Here is a 15,107-nt window from a genome sequence, read left to right as displayed (position 1 = left end):
GAGCGATGACCACAACCGAGGCCCGGCCCACGGGACGCAAGCCGCCGCAGCTCGTGGACATGTCCTGGGACCCGATCACCCGCATCATCGGCAACCTGGGCATCTACACGAAGATCGACTTCGCCAACCGGGAAGTCGTCGAGTGCCACAGCACGTCGTCACTGTTCCGCGGCTACTCGGTGTTCATGAAGGGCAAGGACCCGCGCGACGCGGGCTTCATCACCTCCCGCATCTGCGGCATCTGCGGCGACAACCACACCACCTGCTCCGACTACGCCCAGCAGATGGCCTACGGGGTCAAGCCGCCGAGACTCGCCGAGCACATCGTCAACCTCGGCGAGGCGGCCGAGTACATGTTCGACCACACGATCTTCCAGGACAACCTGGTCTTCGTGGACTTCTGCGAGGCCATGGTCAAGGCCACCAACCCCGGAGTGCTGGCCCGCGCCGAGCGCACCGACGCGCCCCGCGGCGACATCCACGGCTACCGGACCATCGCCGACATCATGAAGGCCTTCAACCCCTTCGAGGGCGAGGTCTACAAGGAGGCCCTGAAGGTCAGCCGGGTCACCCGTGAGATGTTCTGCCTGATGGAGGGGCGGCACGTCCACCCGTCCACGCTCTACCCCGGCGGCGTGGGTACGATGCCGCAGCCGACCGTCTTCACCGACTACCTCAGCCGCCTGATGCGGGTCATCGACTTCGTCAAGAAGGCCGTCGCCATGAACGACGACGTCTTCGACTTCTTCTACGAGGCGCTGCCCGGCTACGAGCAGGTCGGCAACCGCCGTATCCTGCTGGGCTGTTGGGGAGCCTTCCAGGACCCCGACGTCGTCGACTACCGCTACGAGAACATGAACGCCTGGGGCAAGGCGATGTACGTGACGCCCGGCATCGTCGTCGACGGGCAGCTGGTCACCAACAACCTCGTCGACATCAACCTCGGCCTGCGCATCATGCTGGGCAGCTCCTACTACGAGGACTGGGTGAACGAGAAGCCCTTCGTCACCCACGACCCGCTCGGCAACCCGGTCGACATGCGCCACCCCTGGAACCAGACCACGGTCCCGGTGCCGCAGAAGCGCGACTTCGCCGACAAGTACAGCTGGGTGATGAGCCCCCGCTGGTACGACCGCCGCACCGGCGACCACCTCGCCCTGGACACCGGCGGCGGCCCCCTCGCCCGGCTCTGGTCGACCGCGCTGAGCGGCCTCGTCGACACCCCGTACGTCAAGGCCACCGGCAACAGCGTGCGCATCTCGCTGCCCAAGGGCGAGTCGCTGCCGGAGACGACCCTGGAGTGGCGCATCCCGAAGTGGAGCAACACCATCGAACGGGACCGCGCCCGGCCGTACTTCGTCGCCTACGCGGCCGCCATGGCCCTGCAGTTCCTGGAAGAGGCCATGGGCCTGGTGCGCGCCGGCGACACCAAGGTGTTCGAGAACTTCGAGGTGCCCGACGAGGCCATCGGCTGCGGCTTCCACGAGGCCGTGCGCGGTGTCCTCTCCCACCACCTGGTGATCAAGGACAAGAAGATCGCCAACTACCACCCGTACCCGCCCACCCCGTGGAACGCCAGCCCCCGCGACAAGTTCGGCACCCCCGGCCCGTACGAGGACGCCGTCCAGGGACAGCCCATCTTCGAGGAGAACGGGCCCGAGGACTTCAAGGGCGTCGACATCATGCGCACCGTGCGCAGCTTCGACCCCTGTCTGCCGTGCGGGGTGCACATGTACGTCGGCAAGGGCAAGACGCTGACCACCCTGCACTCGCCGACCTACGGCGCGAACCATGGCTGAGGCCGGGGTCGTGGAACGCCTGGCCGACGCGGCGGTGGAGTCCCGGCTCGCCCGCCTCGACCAGCTGCTGGAAGGGCTCCAGTCCGTCCCCGGCCCGGCCACCCGCTCCGCGATCGAGGCGGTGCGGCTGCTCACCGAGGTCTACGGCGAGGCACTGGCCCGGGTCATGGACCACGCGGACGCGCGGCTGTCCGACCGCCTGGCCGACGACGAGCTGCTGGGCCACCTCCTGGTGCTGCACGGGGTCCACCCGGAGCCCGTCGAGCGCAGGGCGGCCCGCGCGGTCGAGCGGCTGCGGCCCGCCGTCCGGGAACGCGGCGGCGACGTGGAGTGGGCCGGTGTGGACGGGGAGGTCGGCCGGGTGCGGCTGACGACGGGCGGCTGCGGCTCCGGATGCGGTGGCGGAACGAACGACGTGACCGCCGCGGTCCAGGAGGCGGTGCTCGCCGTGGCTCCGGAGCTGACGGCTGTGGAGCCGGTGCCGGCCACGGCGCCCGCGGCCTTCGTACCGCTGACCACGCTCACCCGCCGGGGCACGCCGTGACCACGGACGGCGCCCTGGCCCGCCTCATCCGCTCCTCCGCCGACCGCACCGCGGAAGCCGAGGCCGAGCGGTGCGACCTGTGCGCCGCGCCGGTCGCCGACGAGCACCCGCACCTCTACGACCGCGCGGACGACCAGGTGTGCTGCGTCTGCGGCCCCTGCTCGGTGCTGTTCGCCGACGGGGGCGCCGGGGACGGACGCCACCGGCTCGTCCCCCGCAGGCGGATCCGCCTGCCCCGGGTGGACACTGATGTCCTGGGCGTGCCGGTCGGCCTGGTCTTCTTCGTGCCCCGGGCCGACGGCACGGTCACCGCCGAGGGCCCGAGCCCGGCCGGAGCCATGCGGTGGGAGGTCGACGCCGGGGCCTGGCAGCGGCTGGCCGCGCGGTGTCCGCCGCTCGCGTCCATGGAACCCGACGTGGAGGCACTGCTCGTGAACACCGTCCACGGCAACGACCACCACTGGATCGTCCCCGTCGACGACTGCTACCGGATGGTCGCCGTCGTACGCCGCGCATGGCGGGGCCTGTCCGGCGGCGGCCGGGTCTGGCCCGCCGTCGACCGGTTCTTCGAGGACCTCACCGAGCGGCCATGAGCCCGCGCTCCGCGACGCGGAGGCGAGGAAGGAGAGCACCCATGGGCAGCATCAGAGTCGGCCGAGCCCAGGCCAAGCCCGACTCGACCGCGCACGTGCCCGGCTTGCACCAGGGCAACACCGGGCCGTACGACGACCAGACCGGGCATCACGAGGACGGCACCGCCGACGCGCGCCGCTCCACCGGGATCCATTGGAAACGGCACGACGCCCTGCTGGACGTCATGCCGAACATCCCACCGGGATGAGGAACAGCAGGGAGCCGGAATGAAGGTGCAACGAAGCGGGAGCGCCCAGGACGCGACGTCGGGACGGCGGCTGCTGATGGCCGAGGCCGCCCTGGCCGGGGCCGTCGCCCTGGCGCTGTTCGTCCGGGAGCTGCCGAGCCTGCGGCGCGAGATGCGGATCTACCGGATGGCCGGTGGCCTGCGCGCGGGCCACCGGTATCCGTGAGCCGGCCGTGCACGAACTGTCGATCGCGACCGCGATCATCGAGCGGGCCGACGAACTGGCCCGGGTGGACGGAACGGACGCCGTCGCGGCGGTGACCGTCCGGGTCGGCGAGCTGTCGGGCGTCGTCCCCGACGCGCTCGACTTCGCCTTCGAGGTGGCGCGCGACGGCACGGCCCTCGCCGCCGCCCGGCTGGTGGTCGAACAGGTCCCCGCGCAGGCCTACTGCGGCCCGTGCGCCGAGGAGTTCCCGGTGGGCATGCCCCCGTTCTTCTGGTGCCCGCGCTGCGACCACCCCTCCACCGAGCTGCGCAGCGGCCGGGAACTGGAGATCACCGGGATCGAGGCCCGGAGCTGACACGAGCGGGCCCCGCCGGCACCATGAGGTCGGCGGGGCCCCGCTCGCGTCCCGGGTCAGCAGATGCGCGGCAGCTGCTCACCGAGCGGCAGGTCCACCACCCGGGTGCCGCCGAGTCCCGTCGCGACCACGACCATGCCGGGGTGGTCGGCGACGCACTCACCGATCAGCGTGGCCCCGGCGCCCCGCGGGTGGGCACGCATCGCCGCGAGGACGGCCTCCGCCTCCGTCGGCGGCACGAAGGCGACCAGCCGGCCCTCGTTGGCGACGTAGAGCGGATCGAGACCCAGGAAACCGCAGGCGTTCGCGACCGCGTCCGGTACCGGGATGGCACGCTCCCGCAGCCGGACACCGGTTCCGGAGGCGCGGGCGATCTCGTTGAGGGACGCGGCCAGACCGCCGCGGGTCGGGTCGCGCAGGACATGGATGTCCGCGGTCACCGCCAGCATGGACGCGACCAGGTCCGCCAGCGGCGCGGTGTCGCTGGCCAGCTCGACCCCGAACTCCAGCCCGTCCCGGACGCTCATGATCGCCACCCCGTGCAGGCCGATCGGCCCGCTGACGATGACGGCGTCACCGGGCCGCGCCCGCTGGGGCCGGATGTCCACCCCGTCCGGGACGAGCCCGACCCCGGCGGTGGTGACGTACACACCGTCGCCGTGCCCGGACTCCACCACCTTGGTGTCGCCCGTGGCGATGGTGACCCCGGCGGTCTCGGCCGCCGCACCCATGGCGCGCGCGATCCGTTCGACGACGGTCAGCTCCACGCCCTCTTCCAGGACGAAGGCGGCCGACAGGTAGGCGGGTCTGGCTCCGCTCATCGCGAGGTCGTTGACGGTGCCGTTGACCGCGAGGTCGCCGAGACTGCCGCCGGGGAAGAACAGCGGTCGGACCACGTAGGAGTCGGTGGAGAACGCCAGCCGGGCGCCGCCCAGTTCGAGGACGGCGGAGTCGGCGAGGCCGGCCAGGGTGGCGTTGCCGTACGCGGGGACGAAGACCTGCTCCATCAGCTCCGCGGACAGCGCTCCGCCCCCGCCGTGTCCCATGACCACGACGGGCTGGTCGCGCAGGGGAGCCGGGCAGGTCCAGTTCGCGGGGTCGACGGTTTCGACGAGATCAGCCAACGGGGTTCATCTCCTTGCCCGCGGCCCCGGCCGCCTGCGGCGTCGCGTCGTTCATCCGGCGGTACAGGTAGTACGCGGCGCAGGCGCCCTCGCTGGAGACCATGGTGGCGCCGAGCGGGGTGCGCGGGGTGCAGGTGGTGCCGAACGCGCCGCACTCGGTGGGCTTGATCAGCCCCTGGAGCACCTCACCCGCGCGGCACTCGGCGGGCTCCTCGGTGCGGATGTCGGTGACCTGGAAGCGGTGCTCGGCGTCGTGGGCGCGAAACGCCTCGGTCAGCCGCCAGCCGCTGTTCGGAATGGGCCCGATGCCGCGCCAGTTCCGGTCGGTGACCTCGAACACCTCCTCGATCATGCGGACGGCGGCCGGGTTGCCGTCCTCGCGTACGGCACGCGGGTAGGCGTTCTCCACCCGGTGCTCCCCGCGCTCCAGCTGACGCACCGTGCGGCGGATGCCCTCGAGGATGTCCAGCGGCTCGAAGCCGGTCACCACGAGCGGTACGCCGAACCGCTCGGCCAGCCGCGGGTACTCGGCCGTGCCCATCACGCTGCACACGTGCCCGGCGGCCAGGAAGCCCTGCACCCGGCAGGACGGCGCCGTCATGATGGCCTCGACGGCCGGGGGCACCCGGACGTGCGACACCAGAAGGCTGAAGTTCGTGAGGCCCAGGCGGCGCGCCTGGTGCACGGCCATCGCGTTGGCGGGGGCGGTGGTCTCGAAGCCGATGGCGAAGAACACCACCTCCCGGTCCGGGTTGCGGCGGGCCAGCTCCAGCGCGTCGAGCGGTGAGTAGACCACCCGTACGTCGCCGCCCTCGCCCTTGACGCGGAACAGGTCCCGGCCGGTGCCCGGCACCCGGAGCATGTCACCGAAGGAGCAGAAGATCACCTCGGGACGTGAGGCGATCTCCAGCGCCTTGTCGATGACCTCCAGCGGGGTCACGCACACGGGACAGCCGGGGCCGTGGATCAACTCCACCTGTTCGGGCAGGAGTTGGTCGATGCCGTGCCGGATGATGGAGTGGGTCTGGCCGCCGCACACCTCCATCAGGGCCCAGGGCCGGGTGACGCTGGCGCGGATCTCGTCCAGCAGCCGCCGGGCGAGGGCCGGGTCGTTGAACTCGTCGATGTACTTCACGCGGTTCCCGCCTCCTTCGCCGCCTGCTCCCAGGCGTCTCCGAACTCCTCCTCCAGCAGCCCCAGTTCCTCGAAGAGCCGCAGGGAGGCCAGGGCCGATTCCTCGTCCAGGCGCTGGAGTGCGAACCCGACGTGGACGATGACGTACTCACCCACCCGCACGTCCGACACGTACTCCAGACACGCCTGCTTCCGCACACCGCCGAAGTCGATCAGCCCGGTGAGCGGTTCGGCACTGTCGTCGATCGAGACGACCTTGCCGGGCACTGCCAAACACATGGGTCACTCCTCCTGTCGTTCGTGCGCCGCGACCACGAGTTGTCCAAGGGCCAGACCGCCGTCGTTCGGCGGGACTTCGCCGTGCCGCAGCACCGCGAAGCCGTCCTGGGCGAGAAGCCGCGCGCACTCCTCCTCCAGCAGTGCGTTGGCGAACACCCCGCCGCTCAGCGCGACGGTCGCCACTGCGGTCTCCCGGCGAGCCCGCCGGCAGATCTCCGCCACGGCCCGTGCGACGCCCCGGTGGAAACGCGCGGCGAGCACCGGGACCGGTGTGCCGCGCCGCAGGTCGGCGACGAGCGCGCGCAGCACGGGTGCCGGGTCGCACAGGCCGGGGACGAGACCGAAGGCATACGCCGTGGTGTCGGCGTCCCGGGCCGCGGTGGCCGCGGCCTCCAGCTCCAGGGCGGCCTGGGCCTCGTATCCCGCGCGATGGCACACGCCCACCAGGGACGACACCGCGTCGAAGAGCCGGCCCATGCTGGAGGTCGCCACGCAGGCCACTCCGCGCGCCAACTGGCGTTCCAAGATGCTCAGTTCGTCAGGTGAGCAGGCGGCGACGCAGGGCAGGTCCGGCTCCCACGCCAGCCCCGCGGCCCACAGCCTGGCCAGGGCCAGCCGGCACGGGTTGGCCACCCCCGCGTCGCCGCCGGGCAGCGGGGCCGGGGTGAGGTGGGCGATGCGGCGGTGGCCGGTGTAGTCGGCGAGCAGGAACTCGCCGCCCCAGACGGTGCCGTCGTCGCCGTGGCCCGTGCCGTCGAAGGCCACGCCGATCACGGGTGCGGTGCCGTCGAGGCCGTGCTCGGCCATCGCCGAGGCGATGTGCGCGTGGTGGTGCTGCACGAACACGGGCGCGGGCAGGGGTAGTTGGGCGGCATGGCGACGGGCCCAGCGGGAGGAGTGGTAGCCGGGGTGCCGGTCGGCCGCGACCAGCCCGGGGGTGACACCGCTGAGCCGCCGCATGTGCCCCTCGGCCCGCTGGGCGGCCTCCAGTGTGGTCAGGTCGCCCATGTCGCCGATGTGCGGGCCGAGCCAGGCCTGGTCGCCCTCGCCGAGGCAGAGCGCGTTCTTGAGGTCGCCGCCCACCGCGAGCGCGGGCCGCACGGCGACCGGCAGGCGCAGCGGGCGGGGCACGTATCCGCGGGAGCGGCGCAGCACCTGCTCGGTGCCGTCGGCGCGCACCCGCAGCAGTGAGTCGTCGCACGGGGAGGCGATGACCCGGTCGTGGGCGAGCCAGGCGTCGGCCAGCCCGGCGAGGCGGGTCAGCGCCTCCTCGTCGTCCGTGACGATCGGTTCGCCGGAGCGGTTGCCGCTCGTCATGACCAGTACCCGAGGGCCGGGTGGATCACCGGGCAGCCCCAGCAGCAGGGTGTGGACGGGGGTGTAGGGCAGCATCACCCCCAGGTGCGGGCTGCCCGGGCAGACGCCGGGCGCGAGGGGGAGGCCCGCGGCCTCCGTCCGGCGGCGCAGCAGGACGATGGGGCGGCGGGGGCCGGTGAGGGCGGTCCGCTCGGCCGAGGAGACCTCGGCGATCCGCTCCACCGTGTCGAGGTCCGCGCACATCACCGCGAACGGCTTGCCGCCGCGCTCCTTGCGGGCGCGCAGCGTGTCCACGGCCCGTGCGTCGGTGGCGTCGCAGGCCAGGTGGTAGCCGCCGAGGCCCTTGACGGCGAGGATCCGTCCGGCCGCCAGCAGAGCCCGCGCCGCCGCCAGGGCCTCGCCGTCCCGTGCGGGGCGCGGCCCGCTGCCGGGGGCGGGTACCAGGCGCAGCCGGGGGCCGCAGTCCGGGCAGGCGACGGGCTGGGCGTGGAAGCGGCGGTCGGCGGGGTCGCCGTACTCCCGGGCGCAGGCGGGGCACATCGGGAAGCCGGTCATCGTGGTGAGCGCCCTGTCGTACGGCATCCCCGTGGCGATGGTGAAGCGGGGGCCGCAGTGGGTGCAGGTGACGAACGGGTGCCGGTGGCGGCGGTCGGCCGGATCGGCCAGTTCCCGCAGACAGGCGGCGCAGGTCGCGGTGTCGGGCGGGAGCTGGGTGCGGCCGGGGGAGTGGTCGGTGGCACGGATGGCGAAGGAGTCGTCGGCGCCGGTGACGGGCAGGTCCTCGACCCGTACGCCGGTGACGGCGGCCAGCGGCGGGGGTTCCGTGGCCAGGCGGTCGCAGAACCGGGCGACCTCTTCCGGCGGGCCCTCCACCTCGATGAGGACACCGCTCGCCGTGTTGCTCACGAAGCCGGAGAGCGCGAGGCCGGTCGCCAGACGGTGCACGAACGGGCGGAAGCCCACGCCCTGCACGGTGCCGCGCACGGTGACGCGGCGGCGCACCGCCTGTGCGGCGGGCGCGGTCACGAGACGCGGCCGGCCGTGAGGCCGGAATCCTTCCGCCCATGCCGGTGGGGGCGCGGGGCGAGGGGCGGACGGTGCACGGGAGCGCCGTCGCGCGCGGCGAGGACCCGATCCAGTACGGTGCCGACGCCGTCGCCGTCCCGGGCGCAGGACCGGACGACCTCCACCCCGGGGTTGACCCGCCGCACATGGGCGAGGAAGGCGGCCTCGTCGAAACCGGCCGCGTCGGCCAGGTCGGTCTTGGTCAGCACGACGAGATGGGCGGAGCCGAAGGCGGTGGGGTACTTCAGCGGCTTGTCCTCGCCCTCCGTCACCGCCATGAGCACGATGCGCAGGCTCTCGCCGAGGTCGTAGGAGGCCGGGCAGACGAGGTTGCCGACGTTCTCCACGAACAGTACCGCGGTGTCCTCGGGCAGCCAGTCCCGCACATGGGCGCTCAGCTGCCGGGCCTCCAGATGGCACAGTCCGTCGGTCAGCAGCTGTTTCACGGGTGCTCCCGAACGGGCCAGCCGCCGGGCGTCGTTCTCGGTCGCCAGGTCGGCGGTGAGGGCGGCCACCGGGACGCCCCGCTCCACCGCGAGGGCCAGCACCCGTCCCAGCAGCTCCGTCTTTCCGCTGCCCGGGCTGGACAGGAGGTTGACCACGCCGACCCCGCGCCGGGCCAGTTCCTCGCGCAGGCTCGCGGCCAGGCCGTCGTTCTTCGCCAGGACGGCCTGGGTGACGTCCTGGATGGACTCGCACATGGGCGGTGCTCCTCGCGGTCGGTGTGGGTGAGGGACCGGGATGCCGGTGCGTCACCGATCCTCGGCGCCGCCGGCCACCGACAGCGGGAGCCCGGCCGTGGACGGGTCCGTGGATTCGTCCGGGCGGCTCAACGGGGGCGTGGCCGTCGGGTCGGCGAGCAGGGCCGGGATCACGGTGTGCAGGGCCTCGACGGCTCGCCCGACCGCGTCGCGGACCGTCGTGCTGATGCCGGGGGTGATGTCCTCGTCGCCGCTCGGCAGCAGCTCGGGCTCGCAGGCGAGGACGAGGACGCGGGGCAGCGGCTCGTCGCCGAGGTGGGCGGCGAGGGCCAGCACCTTGGCCGGATCCATGCCGTGCGCCTCGGGCGGAGCGGCGCCCTCGCCGCCGGCCGGGAGTTCGGGCTCGATCAGCGACAGGGTGCCCGGCCGGTGGCCCCGTACGGCCGCGTCGACGAGGACGGCGGTGTCGTAGCCGTCGAGCAGTTCGTACGCGAGATCCAGGCCGCGGATGCCGAAGTCCCGCACCCGCACCTCGGCGGGCAGCGGCCGCCCCTCCAGCGCGCGGATCACCTCGGGGCCGAAGGCGTCGTCGGCGAGGAAGATGTTGCCGACGCCCGCCACCAGCAGGCGGGTGCCGGTCACCGGTCACCCCCGGCGAACGGCTCGCCGACCGGGGCGAGGGGCCGGGCCGAGCCGCCCGGCAGCTTGCGCACGAAGGCCGAGCGCAGGGCGTGGTACGGGGCTCGCGCATCGAAGAAGATGGCGCGCATCCGGGCGAGTTCGGCCCGCCGGTAGTCGGAGAGCGGTCGTCGTTCCTCCTCCGCCCGGCGTGTCGCGGCCTTGGCGGCGATCTGCCGGGCGAGGTCCGGGGCACCGGCGAGCGCGATGGCCAGCTTCTCGACCTCGGCGGCGAACGCCTGCGCGGGCACCGGCACCAGCCGGTCCACCATCCCGAGCCGTGCGGCGGTGGCCGCGCTCACCGGCAGCGCCTCGGTGGTCAGCCGCCGCGCGGTCTCTCCTCCGACGCGGCGCGGCAGCGTGTACGTCCAGAACTCCGAGCCGTACAGGCCCATCCGCCGGTAGTGCGGGTTGAGGACGGTGCCCGCGCGGCACCACACCTGGTCGGCGGCGAGGGCGAGCATGACGCCGCCGGCCGCCGCGTTGCCGCCGAGCGCCGCCACCACCAGCCGGTCGGTGGTGCGCAGAACCGCCTCGACCAGGTCGTCCATGGCGTTGAGGTTGGACCAGGACTCACCGGCGGGGTCGGCGGCCGCCTCGATGACGTTCAGGTGAATGCCGTTGGAGAAGAAGTCGCGGGAACCGCCGAGCACCAGTACCCGGGTGGGCCGGGTGAGCGCGTGCCGGTAGGCGGCGAGCAGCCTGCGGCAGTGGTCGGTGCTCATCGCCCCGCCGGGGAAGGAGAAGGCCAGGAAGCCGATGTCGCCGCGCTGCCGGTACCGGATGTCGGTCCAGGTGTTCCGGTGGCCGGGCAGTTCGAGCGGGGCCGGGACCTCCGGCAGCGACGGAGCGGAGAAGGCGGCGAGCACGGCGGCCGCGGGGCGGCGGAACGGTGCCGGGTCGCCTGAGCTCTTGCGGGGCCGCAGCTCCGGGATCCACACCGCGCCGTCCCGGGTGGCCCGACAGACCGCCCCGGCGCGCGTGGCGAGCAACTGCCCGGGGTGGCCGCGCAGTTCGTCCTCGGGGTGACCGCCGTGCAGGAACACCTCGTGGCCGAGGAGTTCGTCCAGGACGCCCGGCTGCGAGTCGGCCCCACGGAGCTTGCGCAGCACCGTCCCGGTGCCGTCGTTCTCCCAGTCGATCTCGCGCCGCTCCTGGCGGAAGAAGTCGCGCCACACCACCCGGATCGAGGGATCGCTCTGCGGCTGCGGCTTGAACGCCCCCTCGGCGTACCGCCGCACGGCCAGGTGGACGGCGGCCGCGGCGGCGTCGGAGACCTCGTTGCGGTACAGGTCGCTCTTGCCGACCGGCGCCGTCGGGAAGGACGCGGACGCCCACACGGCGCCCGCGTCCATGCCCGCCTCCGCCTGGAGCACCGTGACCCCCCACTCGGGCGCCTCCTCGGCGACGGCCCAGTCCAGGGAGGACGGGCCGCGGTCGCCGGGCGGCCCCGGATGCACGATGAGGCAGGTGTGCGCCTGCCAGACGTCCTCCGGCAGCGCCGTCCTCAGCATCGGGGCGACGATCAGCTCCGGACGCACCTCCCGTACGGCCGTCCGGACCGCCTCGGTGCCGTGCGAGGCGAGAACGGCGTCGACCCGGTGCCCTTCGTCCGACAGTTCCGCGTACACACGCTGGGACAGGCTGTTGAACGCGCTGGCGACGAGCAAGATGTCCATGACGCGGCATGATCGTCGGTGCGCCGGGGGGCGAGAAGGACCCGGGCGGCGTTTCGCCGTCCTCCGGGGGCACTCTTCCTCCATCCGGAGCGCATCCTGATCGCACCCGGGTTCTCGGACGCCTCGCTGACCTCGTTCAGCCCGCCGTGCCGCAGCGATGGACCGCGGCCAGCACCGGAGCCACGCCGTCCTCCCCGCGGATGCGCGCCCCCAGGTCGGCCGCGCGCCGTGCGAACGCCGGGTCGCGGGTGGCCCGCATCAGGGCGGTGGCCAGGGTGTCGGCCGTCAGGCGGCGCAGCGGCAGGGCGCGTGGGGCGACGCCCAGGGCGACCAGGCGCGCGGCCCAGAAGCCCTCGTCGAACTGGATCGGGACCGGCACCGTCGGCACCCCGGCACGCAGGGCGGCCGCCGTCGTGCCCGCGCCCGCGTGGTGGACCACGGCGGCCATGCGGGGGAAGAGCAGCGAATGGGGGGCCTCGTCGATCGTCAGCATGTCCGAGTCGGAGGCTTCGAGACCGGCCCAGCCGCGCTGGATCACGCCCCGCAGCCCGGCCCGCCGCAGGGCGCGCACGACGGCCCCGCTCAGCCGGTCGGGGTCGGGTACGGTCGCGCTGCCCAGGCCGACGTAGACCGGCGGGGGTCCCGCGTCGAGGAAGTCCCGTAGCGCGGAGGGGAGTTCGCTGTCTTGGTCGTACGGCCACCAGTAGCCGGCCACGGTGAGGCCCGCATGCCAGTCGCCCGGTCGCGGCACCACCAGCTCGCTGAAGCCGTGCAGCACCGGCCGCGGCTGCCGCTCCCGGGCTCGCCACGCCGCGGTGGCGCTCGTAGGGGGCAGTCCCAGCCGCTGCCGTACGGCCGGCAGCGCCCCGGCGAAGACCTGCTCCACGGCGAGGGTGACCCCGTGCCCGGCGATGCGGTTGCCCACCGCTCCGAGCGAGCGGACTCCGAGCATGGGCGGCCCGAACTCCCGTGTCGGAGCGAGCGGTTGGAGGGGAACGTCCAGATACGGCAGGGACAGGCCCTCGGCGACGGTACGGCCGAGCGGGCCCACGGAACCGGACAGTAGCAGCAGATCGCTCGACCGGGCGGCCGTCACGAGGCCGTCCGCCATGCGCCCGACCAGCGCCCGCGCCATCGCCACCACCCGTACCAGCTTGCCCACCCCGGTCGTGCTGCGATGCAGCCCGCGTCCTCGTGCGGACTCCAACTCGGCCCGCGGGTCGACGGGCAGGGGATGGAAGCGGACGCCCGAACCGGCCACCAGCGGCTCGAACCGGGCGTGGGTGACCAGGGTGACCTCGTGCCCGGCACGGACGAGTCCGTGCCCGAGGCCGGTGTACGGGGCCACATCGCCCCGGGATCCCGCCGTCATGATCGCTACGCGCACGACGGCCAGTATGACGCCGTGTCAGGTCGTGCCGCGACCGCCTTGCGGCGTGCGATGCGTTCGGCCAACGGTGCGGAAGTCGACGGCCCGGTGCTGCGCGGACAGCCTGCGGGTGGTGCCGGGCACCGCCTCGATGCGCCGATCACACCCCGAGCTGCCGGGCGGCGGCGTCGACGGTCTGCTCCAGCAGGGTGGCGATGGTCATCGGGCCGACGCCGCCGGGTACCGGGGTGATGAGCCCGGCCCGCTGAGCGGCGGAGTCGAAGTCGACGTCGCCCACGTTGCCGGGGTTGTACCCGGCGTCGATCACGACGGCGCCGGGCTTGACGTCCTCGCCCCGGACGAGCCGCGGCCGGCCCACCGCGGCGACCACGATGTCCGCCTCGCGCACCACCGACGACAGGTCGGCGGTGCGCGAGTGGCAGTACGTCACGGTCGCGTCGCGGGCGAGCAGCAGCATGCCGGCCGGCTTGCCGAGGATGGCGCTGCGGCCCACGACCACGGCGCGCTTGCCGGCGGGATCGACGTCGTACTCGTCGAGGAGCCGCATGATCCCGCCGGGCGTGCACGAGACGAACCCCGGCAGGCCGAAGCTCATCGTGGCGAACGAGGCGAAGGTGACGCCGTCGACGTCCTTCTCGGGCGCGATCGCCTCGAACGCGGCCCGCTCGTCGATGTGTTCCCCCACCGGATGCTGCAGCAGGATGCCGTGCACGGCGGGATCGGCGGACAACTCCCGCAGCGCGGCGACGAGTTCCCCGGTGGTCGTGGCGGCCGGCAGGGCGACGTGCCGGGAGGCGATGCCGGCCTTGCGGCAGCGGTTCTGCTTCATACGGACGTAGGTGACGGAGGCGGGGTCCTCGCCGACCAGAACGGTCGCGAGACAGGGCGCCGTTCCCGTGCGTGCGGTGAGGTCGGCCGCCTTCTCGGCGGTGTCCTCGACGATGCGCCTGGCGAGCGCGGTGCCCTCCATGAGGCGAGCCTGCGACATGATCCACTCCTGGGCCGGTGTGACGGGATCGCCCAGGCGCACGGCATCGACTGTTCGGGGCCGCTCCCCGGTGGTGCTCCACCTCAGCGCCAGTCACGGCCCGCCAAGAGCCTAACCGACGGGCTCCTCCCGCACCGGTGGGGCCGCCGTCGGGTCGACGCCGTCGAGGAAGCCGGTCGCCTGGGTGTGCAGGCGCCCGGCGCCGACGGCTCCGGCCCAGCGGGCGACCTCGGCCGCGAGGGCCCTCGCCCCGGCCTCGTCACCCGTGGCCCGCGCCACCACCGCCAGCAGCAGCTGCTGGGACAGCGTGCCCGCGACGAGGCCCGCGCCGGCGCCGAGCGCGGTGGCCCGCCGCCAGCGTTCGAGGGCGCGCTCGTGGTTCCCGCCGTCGTGGTCGTGCATGCCGAGGTGCCGCAGTGCCTCCCGGGCCAGCAGCGGATCGGGCCCCGACTCCCCGGCCGCCAGGGCGGCCGCGTAGTGGGCGGGCGCGGCGGCGAGGTCGGCGAAGAGGTTGTCGGTGATCAGACCCAGGTACATCGAGGCCCAGCCGCCTCGCACCTCGTCGGGTGCGCCGTCGCGCAGCTCCCGCGCCTGCCTCCGGAGCCCGTCGAGGACCTCCGGGTCCTTGCCCGCGGGGCCGAGGCTCAGGGTGCCGTCGACGACCAGCAGGCGGCCGTAGGTGTGCCGCAGCCGTGCGAAGGCGAGGTCCCAGTCGTCCTCGGGCAGCAGCTCGGCCGCGGTCTCGAGGCGGGGCCCGGCGAGGTCGGTGCCCGCGAACCAGTCGCTCTCCAGGGCGACTTCGGCGGCGGCCCGGGCGAGTCGGGCCCGGTCCGCCGGGGCGTCGGGGACGGCCGAGTCCAGCAGCCGGAGGGCTCGGGGCCAGCGGCCGGCGAGGGACAACTCCTGCGCGGAGGAGATCAGTTCGTCGATGCTGACGGATGTGCGCAAAGCGCTCGTCGCGTTCGTCATGACGGGAGAAGGTAGTTATGCAGAAAACCATCCACAAGA

16 protein-coding genes and 1 riboswitch are annotated in these 15,107 nt (G+C 73.6%); of the genes, 6 read left to right on the top strand and 10 right to left on the bottom strand.

The genetic code is table 11. The annotated features are described in order from the left end of the window. Positions 1-5 precede the first annotated feature (5 nt). The 6 genes from MKW14_RS05425 to hypA are packed head-to-tail and all read left to right on the top strand — an operon-like array spanning position 6 to position 3,744. Complete coding sequence (locus MKW14_RS05425; RefSeq protein WP_240859292.1) at positions 6-1,799, top strand: nickel-dependent hydrogenase large subunit; 1,794 nt, start codon at positions 6-8, stop codon at positions 1,797-1,799. Continuing rightward, positions 1,792-2,343: a NifU-related iron-sulfur-binding protein gene (locus MKW14_RS05420; protein WP_240859291.1), complete on the top strand. Its 552-nt coding sequence runs from the start codon at positions 1,792-1,794 to the stop codon at positions 2,341-2,343. The genes MKW14_RS05425 and MKW14_RS05420 overlap by 8 nt, the downstream gene beginning before the upstream one ends. Then, a complete protein-coding gene (locus tag MKW14_RS05415; protein ID WP_240859290.1) occupies positions 2,340-2,936 on the top strand; it encodes a DUF5947 family protein in 597 nt (198 codons plus the stop codon). The genes MKW14_RS05420 and MKW14_RS05415 overlap by 4 nt, the downstream gene beginning before the upstream one ends. Positions 2,937-2,977: 41 nt before the next feature. Further along, positions 2,978-3,184, top strand: coding sequence for a hypothetical protein (locus MKW14_RS05410; RefSeq protein ID WP_240859289.1), 207 nt, complete (start codon positions 2,978-2,980; stop codon positions 3,182-3,184). A gap of 19 nt (positions 3,185-3,203) precedes the next feature. Continuing rightward, positions 3,204-3,389, top strand: coding sequence for a hypothetical protein (locus tag MKW14_RS05405; RefSeq protein WP_240859288.1), 186 nt, complete (start codon positions 3,204-3,206; stop codon positions 3,387-3,389). 7 nt (positions 3,390-3,396) lie between these two features. After that, positions 3,397-3,744, top strand: coding sequence for a hydrogenase maturation nickel metallochaperone HypA (hypA, locus tag MKW14_RS05400; protein WP_240859285.1), 348 nt, complete (start codon positions 3,397-3,399; stop codon positions 3,742-3,744). 56 nt (positions 3,745-3,800) lie between these two features. On the opposite strand, the gene hypE is transcribed toward hypA, so the two are convergent. The 10 genes from hypE to MKW14_RS05350 form a co-directional block, all read right to left on the bottom strand. After that, positions 3,801-4,868 carry a hydrogenase expression/formation protein HypE gene (gene hypE / locus MKW14_RS05395; protein ID WP_276618494.1) on the bottom strand — a complete coding sequence of 356 codons (1,068 nt, stop codon included), beginning with the start codon at positions 4,866-4,868 and terminating at the stop codon, positions 3,801-3,803. Then, positions 4,861-6,003: a hydrogenase formation protein HypD gene (hypD, locus tag MKW14_RS05390; protein WP_240859284.1), complete on the bottom strand. Its 1,143-nt coding sequence runs from the start codon at positions 6,001-6,003 to the stop codon at positions 4,861-4,863. Before hypD ends, hypE begins: the two co-directional genes overlap by 8 nt. Further along, a complete protein-coding gene (locus MKW14_RS05385; RefSeq protein ID WP_240859283.1) occupies positions 6,000-6,281 on the bottom strand; it encodes a HypC/HybG/HupF family hydrogenase formation chaperone in 282 nt (93 codons plus the stop codon). The genes hypD and MKW14_RS05385 overlap by 4 nt, the downstream gene beginning before the upstream one ends. Before the next feature lie 3 nt (positions 6,282-6,284). Further along, on the bottom strand, positions 6,285-8,624 hold the full coding sequence (gene hypF / locus MKW14_RS05380; protein WP_240859282.1) for a carbamoyltransferase HypF: 2,340 nt from the start codon (positions 8,622-8,624) through the stop codon (positions 6,285-6,287). After that, complete coding sequence (gene hypB, locus MKW14_RS05375) at positions 8,621-9,364, bottom strand: hydrogenase nickel incorporation protein HypB (protein ID WP_240859280.1); 744 nt, start codon at positions 9,362-9,364, stop codon at positions 8,621-8,623. The genes hypF and hypB overlap by 4 nt, the downstream gene beginning before the upstream one ends. Before the next feature lie 51 nt (positions 9,365-9,415). Further along, entirely contained in the window at positions 9,416-10,006 is a 591-nt protein-coding gene (locus MKW14_RS05370; protein WP_240859279.1) for a hydrogenase maturation protease, read from the bottom strand. Then, entirely contained in the window at positions 10,003-11,721 is a 1,719-nt protein-coding gene (locus MKW14_RS05365; protein WP_240859276.1) for an enoyl-CoA hydratase-related protein, read from the bottom strand. The genes MKW14_RS05370 and MKW14_RS05365 overlap by 4 nt, the downstream gene beginning before the upstream one ends. Before the next feature lie 136 nt (positions 11,722-11,857). Further along, positions 11,858-13,093, bottom strand: a complete 1,236-nt coding sequence (locus MKW14_RS05360; RefSeq protein ID WP_240859652.1) for a glycosyltransferase — start codon at positions 13,091-13,093, stop codon at positions 11,858-11,860. Positions 13,094-13,250: 157 nt separating this feature from the next. Next, complete coding sequence (locus MKW14_RS05355) at positions 13,251-14,099, bottom strand: bifunctional 5,10-methylenetetrahydrofolate dehydrogenase/5,10-methenyltetrahydrofolate cyclohydrolase (protein ID WP_240859275.1); 849 nt, start codon at positions 14,097-14,099, stop codon at positions 13,251-13,253. A 23-nt stretch (positions 14,100-14,122) separates the two neighbouring features. Then, positions 14,123-14,206: riboswitch (ZMP/ZTP riboswitch) on the bottom strand. A 4-nt stretch (positions 14,207-14,210) separates the two neighbouring features. Then, entirely contained in the window at positions 14,211-15,068 is an 858-nt protein-coding gene (locus MKW14_RS05350; protein WP_240859274.1) for a hypothetical protein, read from the bottom strand. Positions 15,069-15,107 lie beyond the last annotated feature (39 nt).

The organism is Streptomyces gilvus, from assembly GCF_022513565.1.
In the GTDB taxonomy this organism is placed as follows: Bacteria; Actinomycetota; Actinomycetes; order Streptomycetales; family Streptomycetaceae; genus Streptomyces; species Streptomyces gilvus.
The sequence above is the reverse complement of the archived record's forward strand: the minus strand, read 5'-3'. Positions and strand labels throughout refer to the sequence as shown.